The organism is Streptomyces sp. NPDC006235, assembly GCF_040613735.1.
GTDB lineage: Bacteria > Actinomycetota > Actinomycetes > Streptomycetales > Streptomycetaceae > Streptomyces.
This window is the reverse complement of the sequence record NZ_JBEXSR010000014.1, coordinates 1-17,754: the sequence shown is the minus strand read 5'-3', so window position 1 is coordinate 17,754 and position 17,754 is coordinate 1. Positions and strand designations below refer to the sequence as shown.

Genomic DNA, 17,754 nt, shown 5'->3' with positions numbered 1-17,754 from the left:
CGGGGAGAACCCGCGCGACAGACACCTTGTCCGGGTGGCGGAATGGCAGACGCGCTAGCTTGAGGTGCTAGTGCCCTTTATCGGGCGTGGGGGTTCAAGTCCCCCCTCGGACACAGATCGAAAAGCCCCTCTCACCGAGGGGCTTTTCGTCGTTTTCCGGGCAGGACGGCCTCCCACCGGGGGAATGTGGGCGACATCTCGCCAGGTCGGCAGAAGCACAGGTGGGAGCCGGGGCGCCGGATCTCCGCGGTTTCTCGCGTTCGCCTCCGCGTGGCGGACATGACAGGGCGAAGTCACCCGACCACTAGAGTATTGGGCTTGTTCGCACCGGAACGGAACATCCCCAGGCAGACCTGCGGGCCCACCGGCGCCCCGGATGGTCCGGGTTCGAGACTTCGAGGATCCGATGGCCGCCCTGCACGACAGCCCTGACCTCACCGTGCTGGACCGGGAGCTGAGCACGGCTCCGAGCGACGTCGCCCGTTTCTCCGCCGGTGCCGCGGCCTCCCCCCGCACCCTGGTCGACATCTTCGAGGCGTCCGTACGCGCGTACCCCGACGAGCCCGCGCTCGACGACGGCCACCGGCCGCTCACCTACCGCGCGCTGGCGGTCGAGGTGGACCACCTGCGGCAGCGGCTGGCCGCCCTGGACGTCGGGCTCGGGGACCGCGTCGGTGTCCGGGTCCCGTCGGGCACCAACGACTTGTACGTGGCGATCCTCGCGGTGCTGGCCGCCGGCGCCGCGTACGTGCCCGTGGACGCCGAGGACCCCGACGAGCGGGCCGATCTGGTCTTCGGCGAGGCCGGGGTGCGGGCGGTCGTCGGGGCCGGTCACGAGCTGACCGTCCGAGGCGGCGCCGGTCACACCGCAACCCGGCCCGGTGCCGGGCACGACGCGTGGATCATCTTCACCTCCGGCTCCACCGGAAAGCCCAAGGGCGTGGCCGTCAGCCACCGCAGCGCCGCGGCCTTCGTCGACGCGGAAGCCGCCCTGTTCCTGACCGACGAGCCGATCGGACCCGGAGACCGCGTCATGGCGGGGCTGTCCGTCGCGTTCGACGCGTCCTGTGAGGAGATGTGGCTGGCGTGGCGGTACGGCGCCTGTCTGGTGCCGGTGCCGCGCTCGCAGGTCAGGAGCGGTGCCGATCTCGGGCCCTGGCTGGTCGAGCGGGAGATCACGGTCGTGTCCACCGTGCCGACGCTGGCGGCGCTGTGGGAGCCGGAGACGCTCAATGACGTACGCCTGCTGATCTTCGGCGGGGAGGCGTGCCCGCCCGAGCTGGCACAGCGGCTGGTGACCGAGGGGCGCGAGGTGTGGAACACCTACGGGCCGACCGAGGCCACCGTCGTGGCGTGCGCGTCGCTGATGAGCGGCGAGGAGCCGATCCGGATCGGGCTGCCGCTGGACGGCTGGGAGCTGGCCGTCGTGGACGAGGCCGGGGAGCCCGTGCCGATGGGCGGCAGCGGGCAGCTGGTGATCGGTGGGGTCGGGCTCGCCCGGTATCTCGACACCGAGAAGGACGCGGAGAAGTACGCGCCGCTTCAGGCGCTGGGCTGGGAGCGGGCGTACCGCAGCGGTGACCTGGTGCGGGCCGAGCCGGAGGGGCTGGTCTTCCTCGGGCGGGCCGACGAGCAGATCAAGCTCGGGGGGCGGCGGATCGAGCTCGGTGAGGTGGACGCCGCCCTGCAGGCGCTTCCCGGTGTCGCCGGCGCGGCCGCCGCCGTGCGTACCGCTCGCAGCGGAAATCAGCTCCTCGTCGGGTACGTCGTCATCCAGGAAGGGTGGGATCAGGCCGCCGCCGTCGAGAAGCTGCGTGCCGAACTGCCCGCCGCTCTCGTGCCGCTGCTCGCGCAGGTCGACGAACTGCCCACCCGTACGTCCGGAAAGGTCGACCGGAACGCGCTGCCGTGGCCGCTGGAGGGCCTGGTCGGCGATGGCCCGGCCGAAGAGCTGTACGGGACCGAGGCGTGGCTCGCCGAGCAGTGGGGCGAGGTGCTGGGCATCCCGGTGGGCAGCGCCTCGGACGACTTCTTCGCCATCGGCGGGAACAGTCTGGCCGCCGCCCAGCTGACGACGAGGCTGCGCACCCGCTACCCGAGCGCGGCGGTGCTGGACCTCTACCAGCATCCGACGCTGCGCAAGCTGGCCCGGCACCTGGAGGAGTCCACGCAGGGCGACGGCTCCCGGCGGGTGGTCGAGCCCGTGCCGGTGCGGGCCGGGGTGCTGCAACTCCTCCTGCTGCTGCCGTTGTTCACGCTGCTCGGGCTGCGCTGGATGGTGCCGCTGGCCGCCCTGGGGAACGTGCTGGGGGCGTACGCCTGGCTGCCGACCGCTCCCTGGTGGGTCGTGGGCGCCGGGGCGTTGCTGTTCTTCAGTCCGCCGGGACGGCTGGCCATCGCCGCCGGTGGGGCGCGGCTGCTGTTGCGCGGGGTGACGCCGGGTCGCTACCCACGCGGTGGGAGTGCGCATCTGCGGCTGTGGACGGCCGAGCGTCTCGCCGAGTTCAGTGGCGCGGCCTCGCTCACCGGTTCCTGGCTGGAGCGGTACGCCCGGGCGCTCGGCGCCAGGGTCGGGGCCGACGTGGACCTGCACTCCCTGCCGCCGGTGACCGGGATGCTCAAGCTCGGGCGGGGTGCCGCCGTGGAGTCCGAGGTGGATCTGTCGGGCTACTGGCTGGACGGTGACCGGCTGGAGATCGGGCCGGTCAAGGTGGGTGCCGGTGCGGTGCTCGGGACGCGCAGCATGCTGTTCCCGGGGGCGCGCGTGGGCAAGCGGGCCGAGGTCGCGCCCGGTTCCGCCGTCGCCGGGCAGGTGCCCACCGGGCAGCGCTGGGCCGGGGCGCCCGCCGTGAAGCTCGGCAAGGCCAAGCGGAACTGGCCCGAGGAGCGGCCGGGCAAGGGCGTGTTCTGGCGGGCGATGTACGGCGTCTCCGGGTTCGGGCTGAGCGCTCTGCCCCTGCTCGCCGGACTCGCCGCGCTCCTCACCGCCGGCCTGTTCGTGGCGCCCGGTGCCGGGCTCGGTGAGGCGCTGCGGGGCGCGGCGCTCGCGCTGGTTCCGGCGACCCTGGCCTTCGGTGCGGTGTACGCGCTGCTGCTGCTCGTCGCGGTACGGCTGCTGAGCCTCCGGCTGCGCGAGGGCACGCACGCCACGCACAGCAGGGTCGGCTGGCAGGCCTGGACGGTCACGCAACTGATGGACCAGTCCCGGGAGATACTGTTCCCGCTGTACGCCGGGCTGGTCACGCCGGTGTGGCTGCGGCTGCTCGGGATGCGGATCGGGCGGGGCGCCGAGGTGTCGACGGTGCTCGCGCTGCCCAGTCTGACCACGGTGGGCGACGGCGCGTTCCTCGCGGACGACACGCTGACCGCGCCGTACGAGCTGGGCGGCGGGTGGATGCGGATCGGGCGTGCGCAGATCGGGCGCCGGGCGTTCCTCGGGAACTCGGGGATGACCGCGCCGGGGCGCAGCGTGCCGGACGGCGGGCTGGTCGGGGTGCTGTCGGCGACGCCGAAGAAGGCGAAGAAGGGCAGCTCGTACCTGGGGCTGCCGCCGGTGAAGCTGCCGCGCAACGCGGGCGGCGGCGACCAGAGCCGGACGTACGAGCCGCCGGCGCGGCTGCTGTGGGCGCGGGGCCTGGTGGAGGTGTGCCGGATCGCTCCGGTGCTGTGCTCGGCCGCGCTGGCGGTGCTGACGGTGGCGGCGCTGAGCGCGCTGGGTGGCTGGGCGTGGCCGCTGGCCGGGGTCGTGCTGCTGGCGGCGGGGGCCGCGGGGTGTGCACTGTCCGTGGTCGCCAAGTGGCTGCTCGTGGGGCGGCACCGTAGTGGTGAGCACCCGCTGTGGAGCTCCTTCGTGTGGCGCAACGAGCTGGCGGACACGTTCGTCGAGGTGGTGGCGGTGCCGTGGCTGGCCGGGCGCGTGCCCGGTACGCCGCTGATGACGCTGTGGCTGCGCGGGCTCGGTGCCCGGATCGGCCGGGGCGTGTGGGTGGAGAGCTACTGGCTGCCGGAGACCGACCTGGTGACGCTCGGCGAGGGGACGACCGTGAACCGCGGCTGTGTGCTCCAGACCCACCTCTTCCACGACCGGATCTTGCGGACGGATACTGTGGTCCTCCGTGAGGGCGCCACTCTGGGCCCGGGCGGGATCGTCCTGCCCGGCAGCACCGTCGGGGCCCGCACCACGCTGGGTCCGGCGTCCCTGGTGATGGCCGCGGAGTCCGTGCCCGACGACACGCGCTGGCTGGGCAACCCGATCGAGGCATGGCGTCGCTAGGCGGTACCCCCGCGGGGCCGGGGGCCGACGGACGTCGTACGAGCGCAGTGCAGGGAGCGGACGCAACAGTGGCGGTTCAGCAGTCAGCGGGTCAGGACCCGTACTTCCCGGGCCACGGTGACCACCGGTACCGGGTGCACCGGTACGAGCTCACGCTGGACTACCGCCCCGCGCCGAACCGGCTGTCGGGAACGGCGCGGATCAACGCCATCGCGGGCCGTGGCCAGCTCACCGAGTTCCAGCTGAACCTCGCCGATTTCCGGGTGGGCCGGGTGAAGGTCGACGGCCGTACGGCGCACTACACGCACCGGGGCGGCAAGTTGCGCGTGCGCCCCGCCAAGCCGCTGCGCGCCGGTGCCGCGTTCACCGTCGAGGTGCAGTGGTCGGGGAATCCCCGGCCGGTGAACAGCCCCTGGGGCGGCCTCGGCTGGGAGGAGCTGGAGGACGGGGCGCTGGTGGCGAGCCAGCCGGTCGGGGCGCCGTCGTGGTACCCGTGCAACGACCGGCCGGCGGACAAGGCCTCGTACCAGATCTCGGTCACGACGCCGTCGGCCTACGCGGTGGTGGCCGGTGGACGCCTGCTCACCCGCACGACGAAGGCCTCGACGACCACCTGGGTGTACGAGCAGGCGGCGCCGACCTCCAGTTACCTGGTGGGGCTGTCGATCGGGAAGTACCAGACCGTACTGCTGGGTGACCCGGGCCCGGGCGGGGTGCCGCAGCACGGGCACATTCCGGCGCACCTGCTCCCCCGGTTCTCCCGGGACTTCGCACGGCAGCCCGCGATGATGGAGCTGTTCCAGGAACTGTTCGGGCCGTACCCGTTCGACGAGTACGCGGTCGTCGTGACCGAGGAGGAGCTCGACGTCCCCGTCGAGGCGCAGGGGTTGTCGCTGTTCGGGTCCAACCACGTGGACGGGGCGCGGGGTTCGGAACGGCTGGTCGCGCACGAGCTGGCGCACCAGTGGTTCGGCAACAGCGTGTCCATCGCCGACTGGCGGCAGATCTGGCTGAACGAGGGGTTCGCGAAGTACGCCGAGTGGCTGTGGTCGGAGCGCTCGGGAGGCCGCGGTGCCCGGCAGCTGGCCGCCGCCGCACACCGGTCGCTGTCCGCGCTGCCGCAGGACCTCTGCCTCGCCGATCCGGGGCGGAAGTCGATGTTCGACGACCGTCTTTACCAGCGCGGCGGGCTCACCCTGCACGCGGTGCGGTGCGCCCTGGGCGACGACGCGTTCTTCCGCATGCTGCGCGGGTGGGCGGGCCTGCACCGGGGCGGGGCGGTGACGACGGCGGCCTTCATCGCGCACGTGGCGCGGTTCGCGGACGAGTCGCCGGACGAGTTGTTCGACGCGTGGGTGTACGGGACGGCGCTGCCGCCGCTGCCCTCGTCCGGGACGGACGCGGCTGTCTAGGACAATGACCGGCATGAGTACGCGTTCCTGCCCGTGCGGGCTGCCTCAGGCCTACGAGGCGTGCTGCGGCCGCTACCACTCCGGCGCCGCCGCCGCGCCGACCGCCGAGGCGCTGATGCGGTCGCGGTACTGCGCCTTCGTGAAGGAGGACGCCGGGTATCTGCTGCGGACCTGGCATCCGCGGACGCGGCCCGGGACGCTGGAGCTGGATCCGCGGATGCGGTGGGCCGGGCTGGAGATCCTGGGCACGAGTGACGGGTCGGCGTTCCACTCCGCCGGGACGGTGGAGTTCCGGGCGTCGTACCGGGGCGGTTCGCTGCACGAGCGAAGCCGGTTCGAGCGGGTCGACGGGGCCTGGGTGTACGTCGACGGGGAGTTCCTGCCGTAGCGGGAGCGGATCCCCCTACGGCGCCAGGATGTCGAGCTCCTGGAGGGCGCCGACCGTGATCTCGCGGGTCAGTTCCTCCGCGCGGGTCGCGTCGCCGGCGCGGACCGCCTCGGCGACCTGGACGTGCAGGGTGACGGCGGCGGGGTCGGGGTCCTCGAACATCACGTCGTGGTGGGTGCGGCCGGCCAGGACCTCGGCGACGACATCGCCGAGGCGGGCGAACATCTCGTTGCCGGAGGCGTCCAGGATGACGCGGTGGAAGGCCATGTCGTGGACGAGGTACTCCTCCAGCTTGTGACCGCGTGAGTTGGCGACCATGCCGAGGGCGCACTCGGTGAGTTCGGCACACTGGTCGGCGGTGGCGTGCCGGGCGGCGAGGCCGGCGGCGACCGGTTCGATCGCCGAGCGCAGCACCGTGAGGGAGCGCAGCTGGGGAGCGCGGTCCTTGCCGGCCAAGCGCCAGCGGATGACCTGCGGATCGTAGACGTTCCACTCCGACTTCGGGCGCACGGTCACGCCCACGCGGCGGCGGGACTCGACCAGGTGCATGGACTCCAGGACGCGGACCGCCTCGCGCATCACCGAGCGTGACACGTCGAAACGCTGGGCGAGCTCGTCCGTGCGCAGGACACTGCCCGGCGGGTACTCGCCCGCCGTGATCTCGGGGCCCAGGGTGTCCAGAACATGGCCGTGCAGCCCCCGGCCCGGTGTGCTCATGCACTCAGCGTACGGGGTAGATCACGGAGACAAAAAGTCAGACTTATTCATCACGACCTCTTGAATTCGTCGTACCTAATGGGTTTCAGTTGCGTCGACATCACGTGTCGACGGAGACAGCAGACAGTGAGGCAGCGATGAACACCCCCCACGTCGTCGTGGTCATGGGCGTCGCCGGCACCGGCAAGACCACCATCGGTCCCCTGCTCGCGGCCCGGCTCGGCGTTCCGTACGCCGAGGGCGACGACTTCCACCCGCAGGCCAACATCTCCAAGATGTCGGCCGGTACCCCGCTCACCGACGAGGACCGCCTGCCCTGGCTGGACGCCATCGGCACGTGGGCGCACGGGCGGGCCGGGCTCGGCGGGGTGGTCAGCTGCTCGGCACTGAAGCGGTCGTACCGCGACCGGCTGCGGGCCGCCGCGCCCGGCGTGGTCTTCGTGCACCTCACGGGTGACCGCGCGCTCATCGAGGACCGGATGTCGCACCGGCAGGGGCACTTCATGCCCACGGCGCTGCTCGACTCCCAGTTCGCCACGCTCCAGCCGCTCCAGGCGGACGAGGCGGGGGTCGACGTGGACGTCTCGGGCAGCCCGGAGGAGATCACCGAGCGGGCGGCGCTCGCTCTGGAGGATCTCCCCGAGCCCGTCCAGTAGTCCCTGGCGGTCCCCTCCCCCGACTCCCCTCCAACTCAAGGGAACCCACCCCGTGACCAGACTCAGCGTCGAGATGCTGGCAGCGGACGCACCCGAGCCGATCACCTCGGCCGGCCACGCTCAGCTGGGCATCGCCGTCCTGGCGGGCATCGCCGTCATCGTCCTGCTCATCACCAAGTCCAAGCTGCACGCCTTCCTGGCGCTGACCATCGGGTCACTGGCGCTCGGCGCGATCGCCGGGGCGCCGCTGGACAAGGTCCTCACCAGCTTCAGCACCGGCCTCGGCACCACGGTCGCCGGCGTCGGCGTGCTGATCGCCCTCGGTGCCATCCTCGGGAAGATGCTCGCCGACTCCGGGGGCGCCGACCAGATCGTCGACACCATCCTCGCGAAGGCCGGCGGCCGGTCGATGCCGTGGGCGATGGTGCTCATCGCCTCCGTGATCGGGCTGCCGCTGTTCTTCGAGGTCGGCATCGTGCTGCTGATCCCGGTGGTGCTGATGGTCGCCAAGCGCGGCAACTACTCGCTCATGCGGATCGGCATCCCGGCGCTCGCGGGCCTGTCCGTGATGCACGGGCTGGTGCCGCCGCACCCCGGTCCGCTGGTCGCGATCGAGGCGGTCAAGGCCGACCTCGGGGTGACGCTGGCGCTGGGTGTCCTCGTCGCCATACCCACGGTGATCATCGCCGGCCCGCTGTTCTCGCGGTACGCGGCCCGCTGGGTGGACGTCCCCGCCCCCGACCGCATGATCCCGCAGCGCGCTTCGGAGGACCTGGACAAGCGCCCCAGCTTTGGCGCCACGCTGTTCACGATCCTGCTGCCGGTGATCCTCATGCTGGCCAAGGCGCTCGTCGACATCGTCATCGACGACCCGGAGAACCTGGTCCAGCGGGTCTTCGACGTCATCGGCGCCCCGATGATCGCGCTGCTCGCGTCGGTGCTGGTCGGCATCTTCACGCTGCTGCGGCCCGCCGGGTTCTCCAAGGAGCGGATCTCGCCGCTCGTCGAGAAGAGCCTCGCGCCCATCGCGGGCATCCTGCTGATCGTCGGCGCGGGCGGCGGCTTCAAGCAGACCCTGATCGACACCGGGGTGGGCCAGATGGTCCTGGACATCTCCAAGGACTGGTCGATCCCCGCGCTGCTGCTGGCCTGGCTGATCGCGGTGGTGATCCGGCTGGCGACCGGTTCGGCGACGGTGGCGACGGTCTCGGCCGCCGGGCTGGTCGCCCCGCTCGCGGCCGACATGTCCACCACGCATGCGGCCCTGCTGGTCCTCGCCATCGGCGCCGGCTCGCTGTTCTTCAGCCATGTCAACGACGCCGGGTTCTGGATGGTGAAGGAGTACTTCGGGCTGAGTGTCGGCCAGAACATCAAGACCTGGTCGGTCATGGAGACGATCATCTCGGTGGTCGCCGGCGGCATCGTCCTGCTGTTGTCCCTCGTGATCTAGGAGTGCCACGGCCATGACGGCTCACCCCCTCTTCGACATCAGCGGCCGTACGGCGCTGGTGACCGGCTCCAGCCGGGGCATCGGACTCGCCCTCGCCCGTGGTCTGGCGGAGGCCGGATGCACGGTCGTCCTCAACGGACGCGACAAGGACCGGCTCACCGAGGCCGCCGCCGGACTGCCCGGCGACCGGGTGCACACGGCGGCGTTCGACGTGACCGACGGCCCGTCGGTGGCGGACGGCATCGCGGACGTCGAGGAGCGGGTGGGCCCGCTCGACATCCTCGTCAACAACGCGGGCATGCAACTGCGCGCCCCGCTGCTGGAGTTCACCGACTCCGACTGGCACCGGATCATCGACACCAATCTGACCAGTGCCTTCCTGGTCGGCCGGGAGGCCGCGCGCCGGATGACGGAACGCGGCCACGGCAAGATCATCAACATCTGCTCCCTGCAGAGCGAGGTGGTACGGCCCGGGATCGCGCCGTACGCCGCCACCAAGGGCGCGCTGAAGATGCTCACCAAGGGCATGTGTGCGGACTGGGGGCCAAGCGGTGTGCAGGTCAACGGGCTCGGCCCGGGCTACATCGAGACCGAACTGACGCGGCCGCTGGTCGACGACGAGGAGTTCAGTGCCTGGGTGCGGCGGCGCACCCCGGCCGGCCGGTGGGGTCGCACCCAGGATCTGGTGGGCGGGGTGCTGTTCCTCGCCTCCCCCGCGGCCGACTTCGTCAGCGGGCAGGTGCTGTATGTCGACGGCGGTATGACGAGCGTGCTGTGACCACCTGCCGGGAGGCTGTGATGCTGGGTTGTGTGATCCACGGTCAGGGTGACCTGCGCGTGGCGGAGTTGCCGGTTCCCGAGCCCGGGCCGGGGCAGGCGCTGGTCGCCGTGCGGTACGGCGGGGTGTGCGGGTCCGATCTGCACTACTGGCGGCACGGCGGGGTCGGGGACTTCCGGCTCCGGGAGCCGATGGTGCTCGGGCACGAGGTCGTGGGGACGGTGGTCGGGTACGGTGCCGGCGCGTCGGGGCCGGCACCGGGTACCGCCGTCGCCGTGCATCCGGCGACCCCGTGCGGGGTGTGTCCGGAGTGCGCGGAGGGGCGGCGGAACATCTGCCGGGACACGCGGTACCTGGGCAGTGCGGCGCGTTTTCCGCACGTGCAGGGCGGATTCGCGGCGCAGGTCGTCGTGCCCTGCGAGCAGGTGCGGGCCCTGCCGGACGGTCTGGAGCTGCGGCGGGCCGCGCTCGCCGAGCCGCTGTCCGTCGCGCTGCACGCGGTGCGGCGGGCCGGGGACGTGGCCGGGCGGCATGTCCTGGTGACCGGTGCCGGGCCCATCGGGTGTCTCGTCGTCGCGGCGGCGAAGGCGGCGGGGGCTTCCCGGGTGACTGTCACGGATCTGCTGCCCGAAGCGCTGCAGTACGCGCGGGTCGCCGGTGCCGGGGCTCTCGTACGGGCCGATGATCCTGACGACCCGGGGTGGCCTTCCGAAGTGGACGTCGCGATCGAGGCGTCGGGAGTGGCTGCCGGGCTCGACACGTGTCTGCGGCGGGTGCGGCGGGGCGGGGTCGTCGTGCAGTTGGGGATGCTGCCGGCGGGGCACAGTGCGTTTGCGGGGAACCTCGTGGTGAGTCGGGAGATCGAGTTGCGGGGGGCGTTTCGGTTCGACGGGGAGTTCGATCAGGCGTTGGAGTTGTTGGCGGGGGAGGCGGCGTTCGACGGGCTCGTGAGTGCGGTGGTGCCTGTTTGGGATGCCGAGTCCGCTTTTGCCTTGGCCGCTGATCGGAGTCGGTCGTGCAAGGTGCTGTTGGATTTCGCCCCCTCGCCATAGGGCTGTGCGTTGTGGTGCGGCTGCGGGTGCGTGGGGGTTGTTCGCGCAGTTCCCCGCGCCCCTGAGACCCACCTACTGGCGCCATAGAGGGTGCTGTTGGTCCGCCCAGTCTCTGCTCACCGAGCCCGTGCGCATGCCTCTCCTCGATTCCGGGTCGGCCAGGGCCATGCCGATGTGGCCGGCCAGGACTATGCCGATCGTGAGGGCCAGCCAGTCGTGGACGAACGTCGCGCTGGTGCGCCAGAGCAGGGGGGTGAGGCGGGTGAACCACATCATCAGGCCGGTGCCGAGCATGACGAGGGTGGCGCCGGCGATCCAGGACGCGTAGAGCTTCTGGCCCGCGTTGAACTTGCCGGCCGGGCGGGACGCGGGGCTCTTGTCGCGGTGCAGGGCGGCACGCAGCCAGGTCCGGTCGTGCGGGCCGAAGCGGTTGAGCCGGCCCAGGTCGGCGCGGAAGGCGCGGGAGGCGAGGCCCGCCAGGACCGGGACGGGCAGGGCGAGGCCGGCCCACTCGTGGATGCGGACGACCAGTTCGCGGCGGCCGACGAGTTCGGCGAGCTGGGGAACGTAGAGGCAGGCCGCCGTCAGGACGCAGACGCCCATGAGCGCGGCCGTCGTGCGGTGCACCCAGCGCTCGGTCCGGCTGAAGCGCCTGACACCGGCCGGGGCGTCAGCTCGTAGGCTCATCGTCGCGTCCGTTCGAGCGGCCCACCCAGGCGTCGACGTCGTAGCCGCGCTCCTCCCAGTAGCCCGGCCGGACCTCGTCAGTGACGGTGATGCCGGAGAGCCACTTGGCGGACTTGTAGAAGTACATGGGCGCCACGTAGAGGCGGACCGGGCCGCCGTGGGAGTGGCCGAGGTCCTTGTCCTGCATGCGCAGGGCGACCAGGACGTCCGCGCGGCGGGCCTGGTCGAGGGTGAGGCTCTCGGTGTAGGTGCCGTCGAAGCAGGTGAAGCGGATGGCCTTCGCGGTGGGGCGGACCTTGGCGGCGTCCAGGAGGCGGGAGAGGCGTACGCCCTCGAAGGGAGTGTCGGGGACGCGCCAGCCGGTGACGCACTGGACGTCGCGGACCATGCGGGTCTGGGGCAGGGCCTTGAGGTCGGCCAGCGTGTACGTGGTGGGGCGGTCGACCAGGCCGTCGACCCTGAGGCGGTAGCTGTCGGCGTTCTTGCGGGGAACGGACGAGGCGACCGAGTAGTAGCGGAAGCCGCCACCGTTCGGGAGCAGTCCGGTCAGGCCGGTGGGGTCCTTGTCGGCGGCGCCGCCGAGGAAGTCCTCCAGGCCGCGCTGCAGCCGGGGCGCGGCGACCACGCCGAGGGCGCCCAGGCCGAGGGTGCCGAGGAAGACGCGGCGGCCAACCGGGGTGCCCCGTTGTGGGGGGCGTTCGTCGTTCATGCCCTCATGTACGTCCTCGTTCACGTTCTCATTCGAACACCCGCGGCCCCGTCAGGACAGGGATCGCGGGTGCTCGTCAGAGTTCCGTAACCACTTCTTACGCGGCCGGGGTCAGGACGACGCCGCCTTGTCCAGCTGGAACGCCTCGTTGCCGAGCCCGATCCGGGCGTGCTTCTCGGGGGCGCGGGCGCGCAGCACCAGACCCAGGACCAGGCCGGCGGCCAGGGCGAGGCCGATGATGCCGGGCAGTATCCAGCTCAGCGAGGAGTCCGGGCCGGCGCCGACGAGGACCTCGAAGTCCTTCACCGTGTAGCCGGCGATCACCAGCAGGGCGAGGCCCGCCAGCGCGGAGGTGACCAGCCGCCAGGCCTGGGCGCCCGCGGCACCCCGGCGGACGAAGAAGACGACGACGGACAGGGAGGCCGCCGCCATCAGCACGATCACGCCGAGGGCGCCGATGTTGCCGAACCAGGTGAACAGCTGCAGGACGGGCGCGGTCGGGTCGCCGACCGGCTTGTCGTCGGCGATCGCGAAGCCGACCACGACGACGACCGCCACGACGCTCTGGAGCAGCGAGCCGGTGCCGGGGGCACCGCTGGTGCCGCTGGTGCGGCCGAAGGCGGCGGGCAGCAGGCCCTCGCGGCCCATGGCGAAGGCGTACCGGGCGACGACGTTGTGGAAGCTGAGCAGCGCGGCGAACATGCCGGTGACGAACAGGACGTGCAGGACGTCGGTGAAGGTGCCGCCGAGGCGGGACTCGGTGAGGAAGAACAGCAGTCCGGCGCTCTGCTTCTGGGCGGTGCCGACGATCGCGGCGGGGCCGGTGGCGACGGTGAGGGCCCAGCTGCTCAGCGCGAAGAAGACGGCGACCCCGCCGACGGCGAGGAACATCACGCGCGGCACGAGGACGTGGGGGCGGCTGGTCTCCTCGGCGTACACGGGTGCCTGCTCGAAGCCGAGGAACGCGGCGATGCAGAAGCACAGCGCGGTGCCGACGCCCGCGCCGGTGAGGGTGTCCGGGTTGAAGGCGTGCAGCGAGAGGCCTTCCGTGCCCGGGTCGGCGAGGGCGGCGACGTCGAAGATCACGACGAGGAGCACTTCGATGACGAGCAGCACGCCGAGCACGCGCGCGTTGACGTCGATCTTCAGCCAGCCCAGCAGACCGACGGCGAGCGCGGCCACGAGCGCCGGTATCCACCAGGCGATCTCGACCTCGGCGTAGGTGGCGAGGAGCCCGGAAACCTCGAAGCCGAAGATGCCGTAGATGCCGATCTGGAGCGCGTTGTAGGCGACGAGGGCGACCAGGGCGGCGCCCGCGCCGGCGGTGCCGCCGAGGCCGCGGGAGATGTACGCGTAGAAGGCGCCCGCGTTGTGGACGTGGCGGCTCATCTCGGCGTACCCGATGCTGAACAGGATCAGGACGACGCCGAGGACGACGAAGAGCAGCGGCTGGCCGACGATGCCCATCACCGCGAATGTGGTGGGCATGACACCCGCGACCACCATGAGCGGGGCGGTCGCGGCGAGGACGGAGAGCAGCAGTCCCCCGGTGCCGAGCCGGTCGGCGCGCAGGGCGCGCTCCTGCCCCTTGAACGTACTGATGCCGCCGGCTGCGGATGTGCTCGTACTCGCATTCGTGCGCGAACTACTGTCCGTGGTCATCGGGAGAGCGTCCTCACTTCTGGATTTCCGGGGGTGTCAGGCCGTGCCGAGCGCGCCGGCGCGGGCGGCGGCGAAGACGGTGTGCGGGTCGCGGTCCGGGTACGACCAGGGCGCCGGGGTGGCGTACCGGCCGATCCGGTGGAACAGGGCGGCGGCCTCGGCGCCGCGGCCCTCGCAGTACTTGGCGTGGGCGAGGAAGTTCAGGTCGATCAGCCGGCGCGGATGTCCCTCCAGCTCCCACTCCAGCCACCAGTCGAAGGCGGCCTTCATGACCTGCCGGGCGCGGCGGCCGGTCCAGTGGCCCGAGGCGGCCGGGTCGGCGGGCTGGTGCCCGGCGGCGGCGAGGACGCGGTAGCGCTCGGCGTGCGCGATGACCGGCAGGATCGCGAGCGGGGAGTCGGCGGGTGCCTGTTCGGCGGCCCAGTTGGCGAAGTCGTAGACCTCGTGCAGCGGGTCGTCGCCGGCCTCCGCACGGCGCCCGGCGAGCCGGGCGACCATCAGGTGGTGGGCGTGGTGGTGGTCGGCGTACCGGGCGCGGACCTGCTCGAAGGTCCGGACCACGTCCTGGTCGGTGCCGACCGCGCACTCCAGCAGGAGCAGCCCGAGCCAGGGAGTGGGGTCGGCGGGGGCGCGGGCGGCGGCGGTCGCGCAGGCCTCGCGGGCGCGGACCGGCTTGCCCTTGCCGTGCAGGGCGCGCCGGACCTGGGCGAGGGCGAGCAGGACGGAGGCGTCGGCGGACTCGGGTTCGGCGAGCAGCCACTCGCGGGCCCATGCGGCGCAGTAGGACTCCCGGGCGAGGACGGTGACGCGGTGGCCGCGCCGGTCCCAGTCGTCTCCGGTGTGCACCAGCAGGGAGCGGGCGTTCTGCCAGCGGCCCTGCGCCAGCGCGGAGCGCGCGGTCACGAGGTCGGCGTCGTCGAGGGCCTCGTCGAAGGCCTGCGACGCACGTCTGCGGCCACGGCCGAGGGGAGGCGGGGGTGGGGGCACCGCGGAACTTCCTCACGCGCTCTTCTGGTGTTTCGGCTCACGGCGGTCGATGGAGCGCGTGTGTGCGCTTCGCCATGAACTGATCACGGACAGCCAACCCCCAGCCAACGGTTGACGTCAAGGGCCGCAAGGGCGTTACACGCGTCAACTCCCACCACTTGTGAGGATTTTGTGACCAGCGAAGCTGAAGGGGTAGGCGAGTCGGGCATCCGATTTATCCGTTTCGCCCTTTGTGGCGTGCGTCATAGTGCTGGGCGGTCACCACCGCGCACCATGGCATGACGTACGGGCGCGCCGGGCGGAGCCGGCCGGTACAGTCGGCCCCTACGCCATCGTGACCCGACCTGATGATCGAGGTACACCGCGTGTCGGTTCTGGTACTGGTGCTCGCCGTGAGCGCCGCTTGCTGTCTGGGCTTCGGTTTCGTGCTCCAGCAGAACGCGGCCCAGCGCGCCCCGCTCAACGACTTCCTGTCCTTCCGGCTGCTGCTCGACCTGGTGAAGGTGCCGCGCTGGCTCGGCGGCATCGGGCTGATGGTGGTCGGCATGGCGCTGGGCGCGGCCGCGCTGGGGCAGGGCGAGCTGTCGCTCGTGGAGCCGCTGCTGGCGACGAACCTGCTGTTCGCCCTCGCGCTGTCCCGTCGGCAGACCCGGCAGCCGCTCGGCCGCCAGGGCTGGGCGGGCCTGCTGCTGCTGGCGGGCGGGGTGAGCGCGTTCATCGTGGCGGGCGAGCCACAGGGCGGCGCCGCGACGGCCGATCCCACCCGGCAGTGGCTGATCATCGGGGCCATGATCGGGCTCGCCCTGCTGCTCACCGCGCACGCCAAGCGCTCCCGGCTGAGCTCCGGGCCGGTACTGCTGGCCCTGGGCGCCGGGCTCCTCTACGGCGTGCAGGACGCGCTCACGCGGGTGAGCGGGGAGAGGTTCTCCGAGGGCGGCTTCACCGAGCTGCTGACCGGCTGGCAGCCGTACGCCGTGCTCGCGCTGGGCGTCACGGGGCTGGTCCTCGTGCAGAGCGCCTTCGAGACCGCGTCCCTGCGCAAGTCGCTGCCGGCCCTGACCGCGGCCCAGCCGATCGCCGGGATCATCTGCGGCGTCGGCTTCCTGGGCGACCGGCTGCGGACCGACACCGTCGCCCTGAGCTGGGAGGCGGGCGGTCTCCTGGCCGTGATCGCCGGCATCGTGCTCCTGGGTCTGCATCCGGCCATGCCGACGGGGGCGCCGGAGCGGGCCCGGGCGGGGCGGCTTCAGCCGCAGCCGCAGGCGCAGTGAGGCCTCACGCCCTGCTTGGATGAGGGCATGAGCGCTGCGGACGAGGGCATGGGCCCAGTTGACGAGGGCACGAGCCCGGCTGACGAGGGCACGAGCCCGGCTGACGAGATCCTCGACATCGTCGACGAGAACGACCGGGTCATCGGGCAGTCGCCCCGGGGCGAGGCCTACGCCCGGGGACTGCGGCACCGCTGTGTGTTCATCCAGGCCCGGGACGCCGAGGGCCGGATCTTCGTGCACCGGCGGACGCCGACCAAACTGGTCTTCCCCTCCCTCTACGACATGTTCGTCGGCGGCGTGGTCGGCGCGGGCGAGGCCTACGACACGGCGGCGCTGCGCGAGGCCGAGGAGGAGCTGGGCGTCACGGGTCTGCCGCACCCCCGGTACCTCTTCAAGTTCCTCTACGACAACGGCGCCGGGCAGACCTGGTGGTCGGCGGTGTACGAGGTCCGCTGCGACCTTCCGGTCCAGCCGCAGGCCGAGGAGGTGGCCTGGCACGACTTCCTGCCCGAGGAGGAGGTGCGGCGGCGGCTGGGCGACTGGGAGTGGGTGCCGGACGGGCTGGCGGCGTACGAGCGGCTCGTGGCGTTCCGGTCGACGGACTGAGGGCCGAGGAGGCCGCCGCGAGGCAGGGGCGGAGCGCCGGGCGACCACCGGCAGCGCTCCGTGACGAAGGCCCCGGTAGGGTCGCGCACGTGATCGAGTTCGTACGGAACGTCCGTTTGTGGTTCGCGCCGGCGGAGGTGCGGCGGGACGGCGAGACGCCGGACTACCGGTTCTCGCTGGCGAACGAACGCACCTTCCTGGCCTGGCTGCGCACCGCCATGGCGCTGATCGGCGGCGGCTTCGCCGTGGACCAGTTCCTGCCGGACCTGCGCTGGGGCTGGCGGGTGGGACTGGCGCTCGCGCTGCTGGGTGCGGGCGTGCTGTGCGCGCTGCGCGCGGTCAACCACTGGGTCCGCTGTGAGCGGGCCATGCGCCGGGGCGAGGACCTGCCGGTGTCCCGGTTCCCGGCGGTGCTGAGCCTCGTCGTCGCGATCGTGGCCCTCGCCATGGTCGTCGTGGTGCTGGTGGGATGGGAGGGGTGAACGCACCGGCGGCCCGGCGGCAGGACCCCGACCGCGACCCCGGGCTGCAACCCGAGCGGACCCGGCTCGCGTGGCGGCGTACGACGCTGTCGGGCACGGCCGCCGCCGTGCTCGCCGTGAAGACCGCGCTGCAGGGCGGGCTGTCGGCGCCCAGGATCGTCGCCTGCGCACTGTGCTGCGTCCTGTGGCTGGCCTTCCTGACCATCGCCCACCGCCGCATCCGCACACTCGCGGCCACGCCCAGCCCCGAGGCCTTCGCACCACGCCACGCCACGGCCACGGTGCTGTGCACACTCGCGATGGCGGCGTGCGGGGCGGGGCTTGTCCTCTAGGGCGGGGACGCAGCGGGGCACAGCGGGCGCGGTGGCTTGCGTCGGGGGTGTAGGGACGTCGGGGACAGGGGCGTCGGGGGCAGGGACACCAGGGACAGGAACGTGGGGGCCAGGAACGCCAGGGACCCGGACGCCGACGGCCGGGACCGCGGGCGGCTGGCCGCCGGGGGCCGCAGGCTGCGGGCGCGGGCACCGCGCTGCCCTCTCTCCCAGGGTTGAGTCCCTGAGTAGGCGCTGCGCGTGCTAGGCACGGACCAGGGTCGATCTGATCGAGGGTCGCTGGTCACGAGAC

Annotated in this window: 16 protein-coding genes and 1 tRNA gene; 12 read left to right on the top strand and 5 right to left on the bottom strand. The window is 72.3% G+C overall.

The genetic code is table 11. The annotated features are described in order from the left end of the window. Nucleotides 1–28 precede the first annotated feature (28 nt). From ABZ192_RS18395 to ABZ192_RS18380, 4 genes are all read left to right on the top strand, one after another. Nucleotides 29–113, top strand: a tRNA-Leu gene (locus ABZ192_RS18395). 293 nt (nucleotides 114–406) lie between these two features. Then, on the top strand, nucleotides 407–4,273 hold the full coding sequence (locus ABZ192_RS18390) for a Pls/PosA family non-ribosomal peptide synthetase (protein WP_356925518.1): 3,867 nt from the start codon (nucleotides 407–409) through the stop codon (nucleotides 4,271–4,273). 68 nt (nucleotides 4,274–4,341) lie between these two features. Then, nucleotides 4,342–5,685, top strand: coding sequence for a M1 family metallopeptidase (locus ABZ192_RS18385; RefSeq protein WP_356925517.1), 1,344 nt, complete (start codon nucleotides 4,342–4,344; stop codon nucleotides 5,683–5,685). Between the two features lie 13 nt (nucleotides 5,686–5,698). Beyond that, nucleotides 5,699–6,073 carry a YchJ family metal-binding protein gene (locus ABZ192_RS18380; RefSeq protein WP_356925516.1) on the top strand — a complete coding sequence of 125 codons (375 nt, stop codon included), beginning with the start codon at nucleotides 5,699–5,701 and terminating at the stop codon, nucleotides 6,071–6,073. 15 nt (nucleotides 6,074–6,088) lie between these two features. Here the strand turns inward: ABZ192_RS18380 and ABZ192_RS18375 are convergent, their stop codons facing one another. Beyond that, on the bottom strand, nucleotides 6,089–6,790 hold the full coding sequence (locus tag ABZ192_RS18375) for a FadR/GntR family transcriptional regulator (protein ID WP_356925515.1): 702 nt from the start codon (nucleotides 6,788–6,790) through the stop codon (nucleotides 6,089–6,091). A gap of 137 nt (nucleotides 6,791–6,927) precedes the next feature. Between ABZ192_RS18375 and ABZ192_RS18370 the strand changes: the two genes are divergently transcribed. From ABZ192_RS18370 to ABZ192_RS18355, 4 genes are read left to right on the top strand one after another with little or no spacing between them, the layout of a single operon-like run. Beyond that, nucleotides 6,928–7,446 carry a gluconokinase gene (locus ABZ192_RS18370; RefSeq protein ID WP_356925514.1) on the top strand — a complete coding sequence of 173 codons (519 nt, stop codon included), beginning with the start codon at nucleotides 6,928–6,930 and terminating at the stop codon, nucleotides 7,444–7,446. 52 nt (nucleotides 7,447–7,498) lie between these two features. Continuing rightward, entirely contained in the window at nucleotides 7,499–8,896 is a 1,398-nt protein-coding gene (locus ABZ192_RS18365; protein WP_243381241.1) for a gluconate:H+ symporter, read from the top strand. A gap of 13 nt (nucleotides 8,897–8,909) precedes the next feature. Beyond that, complete coding sequence (locus ABZ192_RS18360; RefSeq protein WP_356925513.1) at nucleotides 8,910–9,674, top strand: SDR family oxidoreductase; 765 nt, start codon at nucleotides 8,910–8,912, stop codon at nucleotides 9,672–9,674. 20 nt (nucleotides 9,675–9,694) lie between these two features. Then, complete coding sequence (locus tag ABZ192_RS18355) at nucleotides 9,695–10,726, top strand: L-idonate 5-dehydrogenase (RefSeq protein ID WP_356925512.1); 1,032 nt, start codon at nucleotides 9,695–9,697, stop codon at nucleotides 10,724–10,726. Between the two features lie 72 nt (nucleotides 10,727–10,798). Here ABZ192_RS18355 and ABZ192_RS18350 read toward each other — a convergent pair whose 3' ends face one another. From ABZ192_RS18350 to ABZ192_RS18335, 4 genes are all read right to left on the bottom strand, one after another. Beyond that, a complete protein-coding gene (locus ABZ192_RS18350) occupies nucleotides 10,799–11,413 on the bottom strand; it encodes a cytochrome b/b6 domain-containing protein (RefSeq protein ID WP_356925511.1) in 615 nt (204 codons plus the stop codon). Further along, a complete protein-coding gene (locus ABZ192_RS18345) occupies nucleotides 11,397–12,122 on the bottom strand; it encodes a molybdopterin-dependent oxidoreductase (protein WP_356925643.1) in 726 nt (241 codons plus the stop codon). Before ABZ192_RS18345 ends, ABZ192_RS18350 begins: the two co-directional genes overlap by 17 nt. A 111-nt stretch (nucleotides 12,123–12,233) precedes the next feature. Next, nucleotides 12,234–13,784, bottom strand: coding sequence for an APC family permease (locus ABZ192_RS18340; RefSeq protein WP_356925510.1), 1,551 nt, complete (start codon nucleotides 13,782–13,784; stop codon nucleotides 12,234–12,236). Nucleotides 13,785–13,820: 36 nt separating this feature from the next. Next, on the bottom strand, nucleotides 13,821–14,771 hold the full coding sequence (locus ABZ192_RS18335) for a hypothetical protein (RefSeq protein WP_356925509.1): 951 nt from the start codon (nucleotides 14,769–14,771) through the stop codon (nucleotides 13,821–13,823). Between the two features lie 365 nt (nucleotides 14,772–15,136). On the opposite strand from ABZ192_RS18335, the gene ABZ192_RS18330 reads away from it, so the two are divergent. The 4 genes from ABZ192_RS18330 (at nucleotide 15,137) to ABZ192_RS18315 (ending at nucleotide 17,462) form a co-directional block, all read left to right on the top strand. Then, entirely contained in the window at nucleotides 15,137–16,042 is a 906-nt protein-coding gene (locus tag ABZ192_RS18330) for a DMT family transporter (protein ID WP_356925508.1), read from the top strand. A 48-nt stretch (nucleotides 16,043–16,090) separates the two neighbouring features. Continuing rightward, nucleotides 16,091–16,648 carry an NUDIX domain-containing protein gene (locus ABZ192_RS18325; protein WP_356925642.1) on the top strand — a complete coding sequence of 186 codons (558 nt, stop codon included), beginning with the start codon at nucleotides 16,091–16,093 and terminating at the stop codon, nucleotides 16,646–16,648. Between the two features lie 89 nt (nucleotides 16,649–16,737). After that, complete coding sequence (locus tag ABZ192_RS18320; protein WP_356925507.1) at nucleotides 16,738–17,130, top strand: DUF202 domain-containing protein; 393 nt, start codon at nucleotides 16,738–16,740, stop codon at nucleotides 17,128–17,130. Further along, complete coding sequence (locus tag ABZ192_RS18315) at nucleotides 17,127–17,462, top strand: DUF202 domain-containing protein (RefSeq protein ID WP_356925506.1); 336 nt, start codon at nucleotides 17,127–17,129, stop codon at nucleotides 17,460–17,462. The genes ABZ192_RS18320 and ABZ192_RS18315 overlap by 4 nt, the downstream gene beginning before the upstream one ends. Nucleotides 17,463–17,754 lie beyond the last annotated feature (292 nt).